Here is an 18,531-nt window from a genome sequence, read left to right on the forward strand (position 1 = left end):
GGCTCAAATCATTAGTATAGATTACATCAGTGTATATGAACCAATGCTCACATACAGCGGTACAGTCTATCACCAGAATGTGCATATTCAAGTTACAGATGCGTGAAGTAGTCATAATTTCAATGCAGACAACATCCACTATGAAGTAACGGAACAAAAAATAACAGATTGTCTTATATTTATGCAAGTAACTTTATTTGTATGTTAAACCTGTAGTCGATCAGCCTGTAAGAATACAGCCGTTACTCTGGCGTAAAGTGGCGCAAATGCTGAGTTGTCGCTAGCCAGGCGGCTACCCAACCAATCATGGCAGAGATAAGAACTAGCAATAAGGATTCATCCCATGAAAGTCCATATAAATTAAACGTCGTACCAAACACGCTGGCAACCTGTGTTACAACATCAGAGAGCTTCCACACCAACAAGGCAGAGAGTATTAATGACAAAATTGCTCCAAGTCCCCCTAACAAAGCACCACCATTAAGGAATGGACGCAAAATAAAACCATCAGTTGCACCAATCAACTTCATCACATTAATAGTATCACGGTGACTGAAAATACTGAGGCGTACGCTATTACCGATGACCAAAAACAACGCCACTATCATCAAAATACCGATCACTGTCGCAATCTGACCGACAAGGCCCGTCAACGCAGCCAGACGAGCAAACCAGCTATCATCCATACGAACTTCTTCAATGCCTTTGACCTGAGAAACTCTGTCACGCAATGTAGTCAGAGTCTGTGAACTCTGGAAATCAATTTTCGGTGTAATGATAGCAACCGCGGGTAATGGATTCTCTTCCAACATATCCAGAGCGCTGCCAAAACCAGACCAGGTACGGAACTCGGTCATGGCTTCCTGGCGTGAAAGATAATTAACATTATCCACCCCATTGAGCGCTTTCAGTTCACTTATCAATTTCTGGACGCTGTTATCATCCAGTGATTTATCGAGATAAACCGTCAATTGCGGAGTGGGGTACCATTTTTCCGCGGCCTGGCTAACGTTCTTCCATACGATGTAACAAACGCTGGGTAATGTCAGAGAAATCGCAATAACCATAATCGTCAGCAAAGTTGCCAGCGGCTGACGCAGCATATCTGTTAGTGCATTCATCCAAGCATAACGCCATTGTTCACGCCATCCCCCTTGCAGGGTTTTGCTTTTCGATCTTGTTACTTTTCCTGCGACCTTACGCACATTTTTAACCATGATGCTCCCCCGTCATACGGCCCTGGCTCAGCGTCAGAATACGATATTTTCTCCTATCAATCAGTGCCATATCATGGGTCGCCATCAGCACTGTTACCCCTACCCGATTAAATTCTTCAAACAGCCGCAAAATGCCTTCTGACAACTCACCATCAAGGTTACCTGTTGGTTCATCGGCCAATAAAACAGTCGGCTTATTCACAACTGCACGGGCAATGCCAACACGTTGCTGCTCACCACCTGAGAGTTGAATCGGGAAATTCTTCGCTTTGTCCAGTAAACCAACCTTATCTAATGCAGCAGAAGTTCGGCGACGGATATCTTCAGAACTCGCACCAGAAATGATAAGTGGCATTGCTACATTATCGTATACCGTTCGATCCAACAGCAGGTGATGATCCTGGAAGATCATACCAATCTGACGGCGGAGGAAAGGGACTTCACGGCTTTTTAACCGGCTGATATCATGACCTGCAAACCAGATATGTCCAGCACTGGGTCGCTCAATGCCACAGATGAGTTTCAGCAAGGTACTTTTACCTGCTCCTGAGTGACCAATCAAAAATGCCATTTCCGCAGGACGCAAATGAAAATTTACCCCTTGCAGGGCTTGTCGTCCCCCCAGATAAGCTTTACTGACCTGTTCAAAGCGAATCATCGGTAATTAATCCTCTCGGGCAAAAAGAGCCTCTATAAAGTCGTCTGCCTTAAATGGCCGTAGATCTTCAATGCCTTCACCAACACCAATATAACGGATAGGAATTTCAAACTGATCAGCAATGGCGAAAATCACTCCACCTTTGGCAGTACCATCCAATTTTGTCAATGAGATACCTGTCAGCCCAACCGCTTCATGGAACAGTTTAGCCTGACTTATCGCATTCTGACCGGTACTGGCATCCAATGTCAGCATAATTTCATGTGGAGCATTTTCGTCCAGTTTTTTCATCACCCGAACAATTTTCTTCAACTCTTCCATCAGGTGAGATTTATTTTGCAAACGGCCTGCGGTATCTGCAATCAATATATCTACACCTTTAGCTTTAGCTGATTGCATAGCATCGAAAATCACAGAAGCCGGATCAGCGCCGGTATGTTGCGCCACCACAGGAATATGATTGCGTTCCCCCCACACCTGTAATTGCTCAACTGCGGCAGCACGGAAAGTATCCCCAGCCGCCAACATGACAGATTTACCTTGTGCCTGGAACTGACGTGCCAATTTACCGATCGTTGTGGTTTTACCAACACCATTAACACCAACCATCAGAATGACATACGGTATTTTTCCTTCAATATCCAGCGGCTTATCAACTTTAGCTAGAATGCCAGACATCTCTTCTTTCAATTTGGCATACAATGCTTCCGCATCTTTCAGCTCTTTACGGCTGGCATGCTCCGTCAGACTGCCAATGATTTTGCGGGTAGTATCAACACCAACATCAGCAATCAATAACTGCTCTTCCAATTCATCAAACAGATCATCGTCGATCTTTTTACCACTGAACAGGCTGAGAAAGCCGGAACCTAAATTTTGACGAGTTTTAACCAAACTACGTTTCAAACGCGTGAAAAATCCTTCCTTAGTCGGGCGTTCCTGTTCCTTTGATACAACTGGCTTTGGCTGTTCGGTTAGTACCTGTTCCGCCTGCTCTGCGGCTAACCTTGCTGCTTCCTCAGTAAGACGCTGTTGTTCTGCCTGTTCTGCGGCCAACCTTGCCACTTCCTCTGCAAGGCGCTGTTGCTCTGCCTGTTCCACGGCTAATCTTGCAGCCTCTTCAGCAAGACGCTGTTGTTCTGCCTGCTCTGCTGCCAATCTTGCTGCTTCTTCAACAAGGCGTTTTTGTTCCGCTTGCTCTGCTGCCAATCTTGCAGACTCTTCAGCAAGACGCTGTTGTTCCGCCTGCTCTGCTGCCAATCTTGCAGACTCTTTAGCAAGACGCTGTTGTTCCGCCTGCTCTGCGGCTAATCTTGCCACTTCCTCTGCAAGGCGTTGTTGCTCTGCCTGCTCTACGGCTAACCTTGCTGCTTCCTCAGTAAGACGCTGTTGTTCTGCCTGTTCTGCGACCAACCTTGCCGCTTCCTCTGCAAGACGCTGTTGCTCCGCTTGCTCTACGGCCAATTGTTCTTCTTTTTGCTGTTCTTCCTGACGACCACGCCCGAACCAGGAGAAAAAGCCTCTTTTTTTCTCTTTTGCCATCAGCCACTACACTCCTCAAGGTTAAATCATGGCGTTATAACAGTGAATAATAACGAAATTAGACGCAGTCTAACATTTTCGTAGTAGCGCAACACATATCAATCATGAATTCCATGGTAAATTAATGCCAGCAAGATTTAACAAGTCTTTTTATCTGACATTTTCAAGGCACCTTTAAAAGTACGTTATCGGTTATGCAACACCTATCTGATGACAAATTATTAAGTTACGTAAATTATGGCAAAAAAATCACAACCACAATCTATGGGACAAATCCGCATTATTGGTGGAAAATGGCGAGGACGAAAATTGCCTGTGCCAAATAGCCCTGGATTACGTCCAACCACAGATCGCGTTAGAGAAACTCTGTTTAACTGGCTGGCTCTGGTTATTCAGGAAGCACACTGCCTGGATTGTTATGCAGGAAGCGGAGCTCTTGGGTTAGAAGCACTTTCCCGTTATGCAACACAAGCGACACTTATTGAATATGAACGTAATGTAGCAAAACAACTTTCTGCTAATCTGGCTCTTCTCGGCGCCAAAAATGCCGAAATTATTAACGACAGCGCATTAAATTATTTATCTCAACCGGGGACACCCCACGATGTGATTTTCCTTGATCCCCCTTTCCGTCAAGGAATGCTTGCCGAAACCATAAAATTATTGGAACAGCAGGGTTGGCTAGCCGATGAAAGTTGGATCTATGTTGAGGCTGAATCCGAATCAGCAGCAGCAGATGTTCCTGCTAACTGGCAACTTCATCGTGAAAAAGTTGCCGGACAAGTCGCATATCGACTTTATATTCGTTACTTACCTGCATAATTATCTTTGGGGGCACACTGATGTTTATTCAACTAGGAAAACTATTAATGGTCTGCATTTGGGGATTTTTGATATTTAACCTAATCCACCCATTTCCAAAACCATTGAAGTATTTTATGGATATCGCCATGATTTTCACGGTAGTAATGCATGCATTTCAGATGCTACTTCTAAAATCCAGTCAGCCCAAAGACCAAAAACTTTCTGGCCTGATGCAAACAAAGATTTTCTTTTTTGGTGTCTTTGAGCTATTGGCAATGCAGAAAAAGCAGCTAAAAAAATAAACCAATTAGCGGGAAATGCTCACTTGTAGTCACAAGCAAACTGGAGAAAACGAAATAAGCATAATAGATGCCACCATTCGTTTATAGCCACCCGCTTATTTTAATTCTGCGTTGGAAGAGATCCTTAGTGTGTTTACCTGAGCGATAATTTCAGGCTAAACACGGCTTTGTTGAATAATTCGGATTTAGATAAAAGCGCCTCTCGTCACTGACTTCCTCAGGCAATCCGCACACTTTCTGGCATCCCTGCACGCGTCATTTTGTTTAAGGCACGGATCATGGCCATAGTTTCTCCAACCTGCGCATCGTAATCCCTCAACGTAAGATGCCCACCAAACAGCTGTTTTACGCGGTACATCGCCGTTTCGGCCACTGAACGCCGGTTATAAGCCGTGTGCCATTTCCAGTACGCATTGCTCCCAGTAAGCCGTTGCCTCGCCACCGCCTGATTTCTGTCAGCATACTCCTCCGGCCAGTAGCCGGCGCGCGTTCGCGGTGGGATAAGCGCCTTAATTTTCTTGCGCCGCAACTCGTCGTGGCACCGCTTTGTGTCATAAGCCCCGTCGGCACAGGCGGCCCTGATTTTCCTGTGCGTCTGACGGATAAGCCCCGGGAATGCCTCTGCATCAGTCACGTTGTTTAGGGACAGGTCAGCGCAGATAATCTCATGCGTATCAGCATCCACCGCCAGGTGCAGTTTCCGCCAGACGCGGCGCTTTTCCTGGCCATGTTTTTTCACCTTCCACTCACCCTCACCGAAGACTTTTAAGCCGGTGGAATCGATAACCAGATGGGCAATTTCACCGCGCGTTGGGTTTTTGAAAGGGATGCTGACGGATTTAGCCCGCCTGCTGACGCAGGAATAATCCGGGCAACGGAGCGGGAGCTTCATTAGGGTAAAGATGGAGTCAATGAATCCCTGCGCAGCGCGAAGTGTGAGGCGAAAAATGCGTTTGAGCATCAGAACGGTTGAAATGGCCAGCTCAGAATAACGTTGCGGACGACCGCGTAAAGACGTGTTGGGTTCGTCATACCAGGCCTGAATGGCCGACTCATCAAGCCAGAATGTCAGTGAGCCCCGATTGACAAGCGCCTTGTTGTAGGTGGCCCAGTTGGTGATTTTGAACTTTTGTTTTGCCACGTGATATCGCTGCAGGATCAGGAGTGTGGTGATCTGATCCTAACTACGGCCAAAAGTTCGATTTATTCAACAACGCCGCTAAACACATAAAGATAAATAACCATTGAAGACAAAATAATGAGTGAATATGACATTATTTGCCATCCAAAAATTTCCGTAAGATATGCAACCACCGGAAAAAGTATCAAAACGATTAAGCGTGCAAATGTCGATAATAAAGAGTCAAATGTTGACCTCAAACTGGCATCAAAATAGCCATGATAAACGGCTCTCAGCCCCATTGTTAGATATTGATTACTACCAAACATAAAAATTAAGGCTACAGGTATTAAGTATGGATAACTCTCCCCGCCTAACAGGCATATTCCTGTGGAAACAAACATCAAAAGTAAGCCAAACCAAATCAGTTTTCTATTGTCACTGATTTTACTGATGATCCATCCTGCGACAGATTGAGACATAAGAATAAAAACAAATAATATTCCATATGACAAAGAACCTTTAACTCCACCAGAAAATCCATAAAAAGCATAAGGTTGCCAATATTGGAGTAATATTTGAAAATACACTATATTTGAAACGACAGCGAAAAATACGAATAAGAAGTCTTTACTCCCTTTAATTAAAAGAGAATATATCTCCTTTATATCATTCATTAACCCTGATTTTTTCCCATTGACTAATTTAACCTTTGATTCAGGAAGAAAAAAGGAAAAAAACATCAATATAAAACTACCTATTCCAGCAAGAATCCATATCCATCGTGAACCTATATCACCTATTGCAGCGCCAATCATAGCAGCAATAGCCATAGACATATAATGATATTTACCGTTAATTCCCAGTATCCGATGAGTGTCTTTACCACCCTCTGATTTATAGACATCAATCAAGTATGAATTATATGTTCCACCTATTATCGTCAAAGAAATTGCGTTAAAAAATTCGGCCAGATAAAAACCATATAAATGGGATGAAACCCCCGTTAAAACAAGCCAAGCTCCACCAAAGAAGACAGAAAGAGATATCGCATATTTCCGGCTGATCCTATCAGCAAGATAAGACGTTGGTATATCCAATATAAAAAAAACGCAGGCCTGCATGGTCTTCATTAAACCAAGATCAACAAGAGATACGCCTTTGCTTAAAAGATAAATCGATGAAGTAGCGCCAATGAGCATCCTCAAAGAATTAAAAATAACAGAATATGTTATTATTATTTTGGTTGAAGACCACATATATTACACCTTTCATTTTTAGGTATTTCTTGTGTTTCTATTTTTATTTTACGAGAGTGAATTCCAATTCTTCTATTCTTGCTAAGTATTTCACCATACCCACCTAAGAATTTCATAACATCCCCAAAAGCATATGAAGCAGCTACCCCATTGACACTGGGGAAAGTAGCAGCTTTGAAATCAGAATTTATTGTTGCCAAATTATCTTGTAGTTCATCATCACAGGCGTAATCAGGCACTACCTTAGAACAACTGAAACAAGCTGTTTCTCCTGGAATGACAAAAGGACCTATAACAGATATGTCATTTATATACCCAACGTTTAAATAAGGTTGTTTTTTTTCAAAACAATAATCATTAACCCAATTAATAAGTTCAAATGGAGTATCAGCGGATACAATAAAAAGGTCAGATTTTTCTATTTTAGACAAATCATCCTTATATTTTATCTCTAAATTCACCTTCTTTACATTTAGCTCTGAATTTCTTTTTAATAACTCTCTTTCTAATATGTCAATTTTAAGAAAATTAACATCTTTTTCCGAAAATAAGACTTGCCGAGTTAAATTACTTATCTCAATTATATCACTATCAACTATAGATATAGTACCAACTCCAGAGGTCGCCAAAAGATATGAAATATGATTCCCTATCCCCCCACATCCTATAATGGTAACTTTTGATTTACTTATTTTTTCCTGAACTTCTTTAGAGTTAGCACCTAAGTAATGATAATAGAGTACGTTTCTACTATACCTATCATCAGAGTTAAAATATGAAGAACTCATCAGTGAATTTTTCTCCCTAAAAAGAGAAAGGGAGAAATTTATATCATCCTCACTTACACCACTAACGTTATTCTTTATGTATTCATAGAGGTTATCACTATCCGTTTCTCTTTTTAAAAAAGAAGCGATTTTAACTAAAGATTCAAATCGCTTCTTCTGTGGTATGAGTACTTGATTAGAACCTACGCCAAAAATCCCACCAGATTCAAACCTTCCAGCTTGAATATATCTAGCAATCTTAACCATAACCCCCCCTCTATTTATATGTTCGGTACTATGCCGTAGAAATAATCTTCTACGGCATAAGACATAATCATTATTGACGCAATTAGTTAGAAGCTATACTGATCATTTTTCCCCTCCCGAAACAAGAATGTTGATAAATATCATTAACAAATTCACAACAATTCACTTATTTCACATAATAAAAAATAAGTCAACAAAAATATTATCAAGGATAATAACTATAACTGTATTTACCTTTTCAACGTAAAAATACACTCACAAAAGAGCTTTGCATCATGAAGCCGATATTGCAGATGAAAATCAGTGTCAACACTTAGTTGCACAATTTACCAATTTATTTTCTCTTTTTTGTTTGACTCTGGAGTGGGCTCCAAAGTGTAGAGTTTAGTCATTATCGTTGAATTGACTCTTCCAAAGGGGAGCCCATGCACTCAAATAAAAATAACACTCACCAACATAGCCACCAGCATGGAAGCTGTTGTGGTTCTACTGCCTGCACAACTCAGGCAAAAACTGTTAGTGAGCATTTACATAATGAACATGATGAGTCTTATTCACATGAGCACAACCATTCCCATGATGTACAAGAGACACAAGCTCCTGAGCTTTTGGCAAACCAGCGTTTTAGTTGGGTTGTTAATGGTATGGATTGCGCAAGCTGTGCACGTAAAATTGAAACGGCAGTTAGAAAAATTCCAGAAGTGAAACAAGTCAAAGTCCTGTTCGCAACTGAAAAACTGGTTGTAGATGCCGATACAGATATAAGTTCAACAGTTATCCAAGCCGTCAACCAAGCTGGATTTAAACTTCACACCCCAAATGCAAATCAGAAAGCACCAAAAGGCAGCCGCTGGAAAGAATTTGCGCCAATCACTATTCTCTCACTGATGATGCTAATAAGCTGGGGAATCTCCAATATCAATGCCCCATTTGGCCGCATTGCCTTTATTATCACCACCTTGATTGGATTGGTACCTATTGTTAGCAAAGCCTGGAAACTCATACGATCAGGCACACCATTTGCCATTGAAACACTAATGAGCGTTGCTGCAATCGGCGCACTGTTTATTGACGCCACCGCTGAAGCCGCAATGGTACTCCTGCTGTTTATGCTTGGTGAAATGTTAGAATCCTATGCTGCTGGCCGTGCGCGTCAAGGAGTCAGTGCCTTGATAGCGTTGGTTCCGGAAGAAGCGCTACTGGTAAAAAATGGTGAGAAAAAAACAGTTCCGGTCGCCGATCTTCGCCCCGGAGATATTATTGAAATTGCACCGGGCGGACGTTTACCAACTGATGCAGAGCTACTCAACTCATTCGCCAGCTTTGATGAAAGTGCCCTGACAGGAGAATCTATCCCGGTTGAACGCATGCAAGGAGAAAAAGTTCCGGCAGGTTGTTTGTCCGTAGATCGTTCAGTGCAGATGAAAGTATTGTCTGAACAAGGCAACAACGCCATTGACCGCATCCTGCAACTGATTGAAGAAGCAGAAGAACGCCGTGCCCCGATTGAGCGCTTTGTTGACCGTTTCAGCAGGATTTATACTCCACTGATTATGCTGTTCTCTGCGTTGGTTATCATTATTCCACCTACTGTATTCAGCCAACCGTGGGAAACCTGGATCTACCGTGGTCTTACACTGTTACTGATTGGTTGTCCTTGCGCATTGGTAATTTCTACACCTGCTGCAATCACCTCTGCCTTGGCTGCTGCAACCCGCCGTGGTGCACTGATTAAAGGCGGTGCTGCACTGGAACAACTTGGTCGAATCACAACTATCGCTTTCGATAAAACAGGTACGCTGACAGCCGGCAAGCCACAAGTCACGGATGTACAGTCGGCGGAGAATATCCGTGAATCTCAGCTATTAGCTCTGGCCTCTGCCGTGGAAAGTGGCTCCCATCACCCACTGGCCAAAGCTATTTTGCAACATGCAGCAAGTAAAAACGTTAATGTAATTGAAGCGGAACATCGTAAAGCACTGGCAGGTATCGGTGTTGAAGGTCAATTAGAGGGTAAACGCATCTTAGTCAGTACACCGGGCAAACTGCCGGAAAATACTTTATCTGATGATTGGAAACAAAAAATTATTCAGTTGGAAGATGGAGGGAAAACGGTTGTTGCCGTGATGCATGACGAGCAATTCATTGGCCTTATCGCTATGCAAGACGCATTACGTCAAGATGCGATAGATGCCATCCATTTACTGAAAAGTCAGGGCATCAAATCAGTGATGCTGACAGGAGATAACCCACGTGCTGCAACTGCAATTGCCAGTCAGTTAGGAATGGATTTCCGTGCTGGATTAATGCCAGAAGACAAAGTCAAAGTTATCATGGAATTGAATAAAGACCACAGCACAATGATGGTTGGTGACGGCATTAATGATGCACCAGCAATGAAAGCTTCCAGTATCGGTGTTGCAATGGGAAGTGGGACTGATGTTGCGCTGGAAACCGCAGATGCAGCACTAACCCACAACCGTCTGACAGGTTTATCAGAAATAATCGCTCTATCTCGCGCAACTCATAATAATATCCGCCAAAATATAGCTATTGCACTAGGGCTAAAAGGGATTTTCCTTATCACTAGTCTGTTAGGCATCACTGGCTTGTGGATGGCAGTATTAGCTGATTCTGGTGCTACCGCTCTGGTAACGGCAAACGCAGTAAGGTTACTGAGAATTAAAGTGAAATAACAAAACCATTTAACGATTAATGCCAGTCCTCAACTTCTTAAAGGATATGGGGTTTATCCCAAAAGCCACCCCGTATTCTTGGCTTGTTGCTACAGACCAAATTAATAAAACCGATTGCCAAGAGCATTTATACCAACAAATAATAAATCCCTTTTATGCTCAGAGTTAACTCTCTGCTTTTCGAACCAGATAGCGATAAGGCATTTGTTCCGTTTCTTGCGCAACAAGCTGATGCTCCATAAAACGGCAGAAACTGGGAATATCGCGTGTAGTCGCCGGATCATCTGCAAGAATGAGTAACATCTGCCCTGCTTCCATATGACGCACGGTTTTCCGTACCATCATCACAGGCTCAGGACAGCGAAGCCCTTGTGTATCAAGGGTTTTGTCTGGATTGGCAAAAACATCTGGCATAACTATCTCTGTAATTCCAAGCAACTGATGAAAATTGATTATATTATAAAAAGGCTATCCAAAAATGAACTTTACAGGCAAGCATCTTGATTTTATGCACAACCGACGTATCATGCGCGACGCCGTTAGTTAAAGCGGCAGGTATTTCATTGGGTTCCCTCACCCCATTATCCAAAAAGGTACAATATGCTTTTACTTACTGCATCACAGCGAACAGCTGCTTTGATTTGGCTTTCGCTATTTCATATCCTGATTATTATTTCCAGTAATTATCTGGTGCAATTACCTATTTCTATCTTTGGTTTACATACCACCTGGGGAGCATTTACTTTCCCATTTATTTTCCTTGCAACAGATTTAACTGTTCGTATCTATCATGCGTCACTTGCAAGACGAATCATTATCACCGTTATGATCCCAGCTTTACTGATCTCTTATGTTATTTCTGCCCTGTTTTTTCAGGGAATATGGCAAGGGTTCACCACGTTGTCTGAATTCAATCTATTTGTTGCCCGTATCGCTTGCGCCAGTTTTATGGCTTATTCACTTGGGCAGATACTGGATGTATATGTCTTTAACCGTCTGCGGCGAAAACGTACTTGGTGGATTGCCCCCGCAGCTGCAATGTTTTTTGGCAACTTACTTGATACTCTAGCTTTCTTCTTTATCGCTTTTTACCGCAGTACCGATGCTTTTATGGCCGCAAACTGGGTCGAGATTGGATTGGTTGATTACTGCTTCAAGCTATTAATCTGCTTATTATTTTTCCTACCCGCTTATGGTATTTTTCTGAATTTGATCCTGAAGTACTTTTTCGCTTACCAGACTGACCACCCTCATATCCAGGTTCGCTGATTCCCATATGCCCGGTAGATATCGGGCGTAGATCAAAAAAATGCACATTTCCTTCTATAAAATAGGTATAAACATTTTTTTATCCATAACCGATCATTACTTTTTATCATATAGTGTTAACCCGTTAAGTAGATAAGTACTTTTTCACCCGAAACTCGTTTCCCTGTCTGTCACGTTTTGCTCCCTGTTCGTCAGGAAAATGTATGTGGTAAACAGGCATTGAATTTCCACAAAAGGAGTATTTTTATGCTGAAAGTTATCCAAGCCCCACCTAAATATATTCAAGGTCCTGACGCCTTGCTCTCTATTGGTAAATACACAAAAACCATTGCCGACCATGTTTTTGTTATTATCGGCAACTCAGCAATGAAATTGGTGGGAGATACCGTACACAACAGCCTGGAAGAATATGATATTACTAGCCATTTTGAAGTGTTTGGTGGTGAATGTAGCCGGAATGAGATTCAACGCCTGTCTGGTATTCTAAAAGAAAACGAGTGCCAGGCAGTTATTGCTATCGGTGGCGGTAAAGTACAGGATACGGCAAAAGTGGTTGCCTACGAATCCAAATTACCCATTCTAATCGCACCTACTATCTCCTCCACTAATGCCCCGACCAGTGCCTTATCTGTTATTTATACTGATGATGGCGAATATGAAGATTATCTATTTTTCCCAACAAACCCAGATATTGTACTGGTAGATACTGCTCTTATCGCCAAAGCACCAACCCGTTTTCTGGTTGCCGGAATTGGCGACTCACTGGCTACCTATTTTGAAGCCCGCAGCTGTAACACTACCCATAAACCAAGAATGACAGGTGGTGGGATATCTCGCACAGCAATGGCTCTTGCCCATCTATGTTACGAAACCTTGTTAGAAGAGGGTTATAAAGCAAAATTGGCCGTTGACGCTGGGGTCAGTACGCCGGCAGTAGAAAATGTTATCGAAGCCAGCATTTACCTGAGTGGTCTGGGATTTGAAAATACGGGTATAGCCGCCGCACATTCCGTACACAATGGCTTTACCGTATTGGAAGAGTGCCACCATATGTACCACGGCGAAAAAGTTGCTTTCGGAGTCATAGTCCAACTCGTGTTGGAAAACAGTCCAAATGAAGAATTAGATACTGTGCTCGATTTCTGTGTACAAGTAGGGTTACCTGTCACTCTGGATCAGCTTGGCGTGAAAGACGGCGAAAAACTGAAAGAAAAAGTGATGGCAGTAGCGAAAGCCAGTTGCGCTGAAGGCGAAACTATTCACAACATGCCTTTTGAAGTTACACCGGAAAAAGTGTACGCCGCTATTCTGGCTGCTGACCGAATGGGACGCGACTGGCTGTATTAAGACTGGAAGAAGCGGGCAAATTGTCCGCTTTTTTTGACAACCACAGTAACGCACTGATCAAAGTCAGTGCATCAGATAAGAAACAAGTTCATCAGGGTTATTCAGGCCAGAAATCATTATCCATTATTTGTTCAAACGTCCAAGGACAGATTTCAGGAAAAGCATCTTCCATCATGCCTGTCTCTTTTGAAGCAAGTAATACTGCGTCATCATAAGCATCATTGAACGATTCAACGAGTCGGTGCTTCAAACTGGGACTTTCCTTCAAACAACGACTCACTTTTTTACGTTGAACATTAATCGTTAATATCCAACTACGACTTCGCCTTACAGGTTGGTATTTCCATTTCAGCAAATGAGCGATTAAAACTTCGAGACGCGATTCGAATTCCCGTCGCTCACTTCGTCCCATAGCCTCAATCTCCTCCAAAAGATTTTCAGTATCCAACATATCAATGTGGCCGGAACGGATGAGGTTTGCCTGCTCCTGAGTCCAACCATAAAAGTCGCTATCATAACGTGTTGTCATGGTTCCTCCTCTTGGCATATTCGGCTATGCAATTGTATAACTGATGAGTCTGTCAGATTATTAGCATACCGTCAAAAACGAGAGGCAAAAAACGCACTGCTCAAAACCAGTGCGCCAGATAAACATATTTTATCGAAATTATTCAGGCCAGAAATTCTCATCCATTATTTGTTCAAACGTCCAGGGGCAAGTTTCAGGGAATACACTACGCCTAATATTAGTTTCCCGTTCAGCGGCAATAATGGCATCACCATAGGCATCAGAGAGAATTTCGCTAAGTTCTGATTTTAAGCTAGGACTTCTTTTAAGGCGACGAGCTATTTTCCTCCTCTGCTCCTCAATTGTAAGTTTCCAGCTTCGCCCTTGCCATTCAGATTGGAACTGCCATTTTAGAAGGTGAAGGAACAGCAACTCAAGACGAGATTCCAGCTCGTTTCTTTGGCTATTCCCCATGCTTTCAATCTCCTCCAAAAGGTTTTCCGTGTCCAACTGACTCAAATCACCGGAACGAAGCAAGCCGGCCTGCTCCTGAGTCCAACCATAAAAGTCGCTATCATAACGTGTTGTCATGGTTCCTCCACTTGTATATCAGCTATACAACTGTATAAATTATGAGTCTGGCAGATTATTAACATACCGTCAAAGCAGTCTGTTTATCGTCAAAATCGATTAGCAATCCACTTATCGTAAATTGAGAATATCCCTATATCTGAAAAGATTCCTATTACAGCTACGAATAAAAGAAGTATAGAAACTGTGGTTTTTGTTTGAAAAAGAACAAAAACGAACCAAAAACGCTCACCAACAATTAAGTAAAGCTCGTTATTGTGACGGTCGTCACAATTTCATTAGTAAAGTACGTTTTAAAAAGTTAACAAATCACTCAGAATTGTTGCCTGGGCAAAACACCTTTAACAACTGAGTCTTGTCTGACAGATTAGATTGGGTTATTTCGATTATCATAATTTTCATTATAGAAAATAACCACTTATAAAACTTTTCGTTTTCCTATCCGGTGGCATTAGTCAACCGGTAAGTTGTTCATATAACTAGATAAGCCATCGGAGGCAAAATATGTTAAGTATTTTCAAGCCGGCGCCTCATAAGCCCCGACTGCCAACAAAACAGATAGATCCAGTCTATCGCCATCTACGCTGGCAAATTTTTATGGGGATTTTCTTTGGTTACGCCGCTTATTATCTGGTAAGGAAGAACTTTGCTCTGGCAATGCCTTATCTGGTTGAGCAAGGTTTTTCCAAAGGTGATCTCGGTTTCGCGCTATCAGGGATCTCTATCGCATACGGCTTCTCCAAATTCATCATGGGTTCTATATCCGATCGTTCCAACCCTCGGGTCTTCTTACCTGCCGGTCTGATTCTCGCGGCGGTTGTTATGCTGTTCATGGGTTTCGTACCCTGGGCAACTTCCAGTATTGCTGTCATGTTCGTGCTGCTGTTCCTATGTGGTTGGTTCCAGGGTATGGGTTGGCCTCCTTGTGGCCGTACCATGGTTCACTGGTGGTCACAGAAAGAACGTGGCGGTATCGTTTCTATCTGGAACTGCGCACATAATGTCGGTGGTGGTTTGCCGCCGTTACTGTTCCTCCTAGGTATGGCGTGGTTCAATGACTGGAAAGCGGCACTTTATATGCCCGCTTTCGCTGCAATCTTGGTCGCTCTGATTGCATTTGCTCTGATGCGTGACACACCACAATCTTGTGGCTTGCCACCAGTCGAAGAGTATAAAAACGATTATCCACCTGATTACACAGAAAAAGATGAAAAAGAATTAACCGCCAAACAGATTTTTATGCAGTATGTATTACCGAACAAACTACTGTGGATGATTGCCATTGCCAACGTGTTCGTTTACTTGCTGCGTTACGGTATTCTTGACTGGTCACCAACCTATCTGCGTGAAGTCAAACACTTTGCACTAGACAAGTCTTCATGGGCTTACTTCCTGTACGAATATGCAGGTATCCCAGGCACTCTACTGTGCGGCTGGATGTCAGACAAAGTATTTAGAGGCAACCGTGGTGCAACCGGCGTCTTCTTCATGACCCTGGTCACTATCGCAACGATTGTCTTCTGGCTAAACCCAGCTGGTAACCCAAATGTAGACATGGCTTGTATGCTGGTTATTGGCTTCCTGATCTACGGCCCAGTTATGCTGATCGGCTTGCACGCCCTTGAGCTAGCACCTAAGAAAGCTGCGGGAACAGCTGCTGGCTTCACTGGCTTGTTCGGTTACTTAGGTGGCTCAGTTGCGGCTAGTGCCATTGTCGGTTACACCGTCGACTTCTTCGGTTGGGACGGTGGCTTTATGGTTATGATAGGCGGTAGTGCCTTGTCTGTTATTCTATTGTTGATTGTTATGATTAACGAAAACAAGTACAAACAAGAATTAGCCCGTCAGCACAGCTAATTACTGCCACCAAATCATGGTACATCACTTATAATTAAACTGTAGCATTGTTTATGCTACGGTTTTTTAATCTTTCATTTCAACTAAGAAACATGGTTAACACAGCACAACAATCTCATTACTAAAACGGAGAAACACATATGCAAACTCCAATAAAAACCATGGTAACGGGCATTATTTTAGCATCCTCTATGTCAGGCATAGTTCAAGCGGCAGATAAAATTGTGATCGCCCATCGCGGCGCAAGCGGATATTTACCTGAACACACCTTACCTGCTAAGGCTATGGCTTATGCTGAAGGTGCCGATTATTTGGAACAAGACTTGGTTATGACTAAAGATAATGAGTTGGTGGTACTACATGATCACTATCTTGATCGCGTAACTGACGTTGCAGATAAATTCCCTGACCATGCTCGTCAAGACGGACGTTACTATGCCATCGATTTCACCTTGTCTGAAATCAAGTCATTGAAATTCACGGAAGGCTTCGAGATTAAAAATAACAAGCGCGTACAGACCTATTCCAATCGTTTTCCGATGTGGAAATCTGATTTCCGAATTCACACTTTTCAAGAAGAGATCGAGTTTATTCAGGGGCTGAACAAATCTACTGGCAAAAACATCGGTATCTACCCTGAAATCAAAGCACCGTGGTTCCACCAGCAGGAAGGTAAAGATATTTCCACTAAGGTACTGACAGTGTTGAAAGAATATGGCTACACCAAGAAAAGTGATAAAGTCTATTTGCAATGTTTCGATGCCAACGAACTTAAACGCATCAAAAACGTGTTGGAACCCAAACTGGGAATGGATTTAAAGCTGGTTCAACTTATTGCCTATACCAACTGGAATGAAACCTATGAACAAAAACCAAACGGTAACTGGGTAAATTACAGCTATGACTGGATGTTTAAACCAGATGCAATGAAAAAAATAGCAGAATATGCTGATGGCATTGGTCCTGATTACCATATGATTGTGGATGAGAGTTCTACACCAACCAATATTAAATTAACCGATATGGTGAAAAACGCTCACGCTAACAATGTGGAAGTCCACCCATACTCCATTCGGGTTGATAAACTGCCTAAATACGCCACCAACGGCGATCAGCTTTTCGATATCATTTATAATCAGGCGGATGTAGACGGCGCATTCACCGATTTCCCTGATTTAGGTGTGAAATTCCTGCAAAAACAGCATAGGTAGATGCAAACGGGCGCCTCAATCAGCGCCCTATCGTTTAATAATTATGCCTTGCTTACCGAAAAGGCAACAACATCACTGAGCTTTTCTGCCCCTAAAGCCAGCATTACCAAACGATCAACGCCAAGCGCCACACCTGCACACTCAGGCATTCCCTGTTTCAGAGCGCCAAGCAAATTTTCATCAACTGGACGCACAGGTAAACCCAGCTCTACGCGTTTACGATTATCCTGTTCAAAACGCTGACGTTGTTCATCACCATCAGTCAGTTCCCGGAAGCCATTTGCCAGTTCAACACCTTTGAAATAGACTTCGAAACGCTCTGCAACCCGGTGATCTTCTTTGCTAATTTCAGCCAGAGAAGCTTGAGAAGCTGGAAAATGGTAGATGAAGGTTGGCTTTTCAGTACCTATATGCGGCTCAACACCGACGGTAAACAAAAGTTGCAATAAAGTATCCCGATCTTCCTCTGTATCAGCAATATTGCTCAGATCCAGTTTGGCGGCAACTTCACGCAATTTTTCTTTCTCTGCAGACAATGGGTCAATATCCAGATAACGCAAGAAAGCTTGCTGATAAGAGAGTAATTCTGCACTCTCGCAGTCAAGTATCTGCTGAAGTAAGTCATCCACCTCATTTATCAAGCGGTACATATCATAGTGAGGCCGGTACCATTCCAACATGGTAAATTCAGGATTATGATAACGGCCCGCTTCCTCATTACGGAAACTGCGACTGAGCTGGTAAATAGAACCACTTCCTGCCGCCAGTAGACGTTTCATGTGGTATTCCGGGCTTGTCATCAGATAAAGAGTCATACCATCTGAAGCACCAGGACCAACAAACTCTGTCTGAAAAGGAAACAAGTGGATATCAGTCACTGTAGACTGCCCCATAGCCGGTGTTTCGACTTCCAATATCCCGCGATCTGCGAAAAAGCGTCGTATTTCAGCTAAAATAGTCGCTCGTTTCAACAAGTTGGCGATAGGAGCACTTGGTTGCCAGTTTGCTGTGTCGCTCATGTAAATGACTCCAAAATAAAACAAAACGTGCAGTCTACCTGCATCACACATATCAGACAAATCATTACCGTTGGGGCGCGCTCGATTTTACCTGACC

At 42.9% G+C, this 18,531-nt stretch carries 17 protein-coding genes; 7 read left to right on the forward strand and 10 right to left on the reverse strand.

The window, feature by feature from the left end; all coding sequences use genetic code 11:
* Window positions 1-242: 242 nt before the first annotated feature.
* Genes ftsX through ftsY form a run of 3 tightly spaced genes read right to left on the reverse strand, consistent with a single transcriptional unit; the run spans window position 243 to window position 3,417 of the window.
* Complete coding sequence (gene ftsX, locus C5469_RS13055; protein WP_166307280.1) at window positions 243-1,217, reverse strand: permease-like cell division protein FtsX; 975 nt, start codon at window positions 1,215-1,217, stop codon at window positions 243-245.
* The gene (gene ftsE, locus C5469_RS13060) at window positions 1,210-1,875 is read right to left on the reverse strand and encodes a cell division ATP-binding protein FtsE (protein ID WP_054477112.1); all 666 of its coding nucleotides are present in this window, start codon (window positions 1,873-1,875) and stop codon (window positions 1,210-1,212) included. The genes ftsX and ftsE overlap by 8 nt, the downstream gene beginning before the upstream one ends.
* A 6-nt stretch (window positions 1,876-1,881) precedes the next feature.
* Entirely contained in the window at window positions 1,882-3,417 is a 1,536-nt protein-coding gene (ftsY, locus tag C5469_RS13065; RefSeq protein WP_166307283.1) for a signal recognition particle-docking protein FtsY, read from the reverse strand.
* A 237-nt stretch (window positions 3,418-3,654) separates the two neighbouring features.
* On the opposite strand from ftsY, the gene rsmD reads away from it, so the two are divergent.
* Both rsmD and C5469_RS13075 read left to right on the forward strand, forming a co-directional pair.
* On the forward strand, window positions 3,655-4,239 hold the full coding sequence (gene rsmD, locus C5469_RS13070; RefSeq protein WP_166307286.1) for a 16S rRNA (guanine(966)-N(2))-methyltransferase: 585 nt from the start codon (window positions 3,655-3,657) through the stop codon (window positions 4,237-4,239).
* 20 nt (window positions 4,240-4,259) lie between these two features.
* On the forward strand, window positions 4,260-4,523 hold the full coding sequence (locus C5469_RS13075; RefSeq protein ID WP_166307289.1) for a DUF1145 family protein: 264 nt from the start codon (window positions 4,260-4,262) through the stop codon (window positions 4,521-4,523).
* Window positions 4,524-4,740: 217 nt separating this feature from the next.
* Here the strand turns inward: C5469_RS13075 and C5469_RS13080 are convergent, their stop codons facing one another.
* The 3 genes from C5469_RS13080 to C5469_RS13090 all read right to left on the reverse strand — a co-directional run bounded on the left by C5469_RS13080 (window position 4,741) and on the right by C5469_RS13090 (window position 7,936).
* Window positions 4,741-5,664, reverse strand: coding sequence for an IS5 family transposase (locus C5469_RS13080; RefSeq protein ID WP_241582068.1), 924 nt, complete (start codon window positions 5,662-5,664; stop codon window positions 4,741-4,743).
* Between the two features lie 62 nt (window positions 5,665-5,726).
* Entirely contained in the window at window positions 5,727-6,902 is a 1,176-nt protein-coding gene (locus C5469_RS13085; protein WP_166307292.1) for an MFS transporter, read from the reverse strand.
* Window positions 6,881-7,936: a HesA/MoeB/ThiF family protein gene (locus C5469_RS13090; protein WP_166307295.1), complete on the reverse strand. Its 1,056-nt coding sequence runs from the start codon at window positions 7,934-7,936 to the stop codon at window positions 6,881-6,883. The genes C5469_RS13085 and C5469_RS13090 overlap by 22 nt, the downstream gene beginning before the upstream one ends.
* 425 nt (window positions 7,937-8,361) lie before the next feature.
* On the opposite strand from C5469_RS13090, the gene C5469_RS13095 reads away from it, so the two are divergent.
* Complete coding sequence (locus C5469_RS13095) at window positions 8,362-10,632, forward strand: zinc/cadmium/mercury/lead-transporting ATPase (protein WP_166307298.1); 2,271 nt, start codon at window positions 8,362-8,364, stop codon at window positions 10,630-10,632.
* Window positions 10,633-10,797: 165 nt separating this feature from the next.
* Here C5469_RS13095 and tusA read toward each other — a convergent pair whose 3' ends face one another.
* Entirely contained in the window at window positions 10,798-11,046 is a 249-nt protein-coding gene (gene tusA, locus C5469_RS13100) for a sulfurtransferase TusA (RefSeq protein ID WP_065823487.1), read from the reverse strand.
* A 186-nt stretch (window positions 11,047-11,232) separates the two neighbouring features.
* Here tusA and C5469_RS13105 point away from each other — a divergent pair, with 186 nt between their 5' ends.
* Together C5469_RS13105 and C5469_RS13110 are read left to right on the forward strand one after the other, a co-directional pair.
* The gene (locus C5469_RS13105) at window positions 11,233-11,901 is read left to right on the forward strand and encodes a 7-cyano-7-deazaguanine/7-aminomethyl-7-deazaguanine transporter (protein WP_166307301.1); all 669 of its coding nucleotides are present in this window, start codon (window positions 11,233-11,235) and stop codon (window positions 11,899-11,901) included.
* 246 nt (window positions 11,902-12,147) lie between these two features.
* Window positions 12,148-13,248 carry a glycerol dehydrogenase gene (locus tag C5469_RS13110; RefSeq protein ID WP_166307304.1) on the forward strand — a complete coding sequence of 367 codons (1,101 nt, stop codon included), beginning with the start codon at window positions 12,148-12,150 and terminating at the stop codon, window positions 13,246-13,248.
* A gap of 97 nt (window positions 13,249-13,345) precedes the next feature.
* Here C5469_RS13110 and C5469_RS13115 read toward each other — a convergent pair whose 3' ends face one another.
* Window positions 13,346-13,777, reverse strand: a complete 432-nt coding sequence (locus C5469_RS13115) for a DUF29 domain-containing protein (RefSeq protein WP_166307307.1) — start codon at window positions 13,775-13,777, stop codon at window positions 13,346-13,348.
* A gap of 138 nt (window positions 13,778-13,915) precedes the next feature.
* Window positions 13,916-14,347, reverse strand: a complete 432-nt coding sequence (locus C5469_RS13120) for a DUF29 domain-containing protein (protein WP_166307310.1) — start codon at window positions 14,345-14,347, stop codon at window positions 13,916-13,918.
* A 504-nt stretch (window positions 14,348-14,851) separates the two neighbouring features.
* Here C5469_RS13120 and glpT point away from each other — a divergent pair.
* Window positions 14,852-16,204, forward strand: a complete 1,353-nt coding sequence (gene glpT, locus C5469_RS13125) for a glycerol-3-phosphate transporter (protein ID WP_166307313.1) — start codon at window positions 14,852-14,854, stop codon at window positions 16,202-16,204.
* 140 nt (window positions 16,205-16,344) lie between these two features.
* Complete coding sequence (gene glpQ / locus C5469_RS13130; protein ID WP_166307316.1) at window positions 16,345-17,415, forward strand: glycerophosphodiester phosphodiesterase; 1,071 nt, start codon at window positions 16,345-16,347, stop codon at window positions 17,413-17,415.
* 41 nt (window positions 17,416-17,456) lie between these two features.
* On the opposite strand, the gene epmA is transcribed toward glpQ, so the two are convergent.
* A complete protein-coding gene (gene epmA, locus C5469_RS13135; RefSeq protein ID WP_166307319.1) occupies window positions 17,457-18,434 on the reverse strand; it encodes an elongation factor P--(R)-beta-lysine ligase in 978 nt (325 codons plus the stop codon).
* Between the last annotated feature and the right edge of the window lie 97 nt (window positions 18,435-18,531).

Origin of the sequence: Photorhabdus cinerea (assembly GCF_011189575.1) — a bacterium.
Lineage (GTDB): Bacteria > Pseudomonadota > Gammaproteobacteria > Enterobacterales > Enterobacteriaceae > Photorhabdus > Photorhabdus cinerea.

Coding starts and splice junctions, on each gene's coding strand:
- glpT (WP_166307313.1), top strand. CDS start 14,852: ATGTTAAGTATTTTCAAGCCGGCGCCTCATAAGCCCCGACTGCCAACA.
- C5469_RS13120 (WP_166307310.1), bottom strand. CDS start 14,347: ATGACAACACGTTATGATAGCGACTTTTATGGTTGGACTCAGGAGCAG.
- rsmD (WP_166307286.1), top strand. CDS start 3,655: ATGGCAAAAAAATCACAACCACAATCTATGGGACAAATCCGCATTATT.
- tusA (WP_065823487.1), bottom strand. CDS start 11,046: ATGCCAGATGTTTTTGCCAATCCAGACAAAACCCTTGATACACAAGGG.
- C5469_RS13110 (WP_166307304.1), top strand. CDS start 12,148: ATGCTGAAAGTTATCCAAGCCCCACCTAAATATATTCAAGGTCCTGAC.
- glpQ (WP_166307316.1), top strand. CDS start 16,345: ATGCAAACTCCAATAAAAACCATGGTAACGGGCATTATTTTAGCATCC.
- ftsY (WP_166307283.1), bottom strand. CDS start 3,417: ATGGCAAAAGAGAAAAAAAGAGGCTTTTTCTCCTGGTTCGGGCGTGGT.
- C5469_RS13090 (WP_166307295.1), bottom strand. CDS start 7,936: ATGGTTAAGATTGCTAGATATATTCAAGCTGGAAGGTTTGAATCTGGT.
- epmA (WP_166307319.1), bottom strand. CDS start 18,434: ATGAGCGACACAGCAAACTGGCAACCAAGTGCTCCTATCGCCAACTTG.
- ftsE (WP_054477112.1), bottom strand. CDS start 1,875: ATGATTCGCTTTGAACAGGTCAGTAAAGCTTATCTGGGGGGACGACAA.
- C5469_RS13095 (WP_166307298.1), top strand. CDS start 8,362: ATGCACTCAAATAAAAATAACACTCACCAACATAGCCACCAGCATGGA.
- C5469_RS13115 (WP_166307307.1), bottom strand. CDS start 13,777: ATGACAACACGTTATGATAGCGACTTTTATGGTTGGACTCAGGAGCAG.
- C5469_RS13075 (WP_166307289.1), top strand. CDS start 4,260: ATGTTTATTCAACTAGGAAAACTATTAATGGTCTGCATTTGGGGATTT.
- ftsX (WP_166307280.1), bottom strand. CDS start 1,217: ATGGTTAAAAATGTGCGTAAGGTCGCAGGAAAAGTAACAAGATCGAAA.
- C5469_RS13105 (WP_166307301.1), top strand. CDS start 11,233: ATGCTTTTACTTACTGCATCACAGCGAACAGCTGCTTTGATTTGGCTT.
- C5469_RS13085 (WP_166307292.1), bottom strand. CDS start 6,902: ATGTGGTCTTCAACCAAAATAATAATAACATATTCTGTTATTTTTAAT.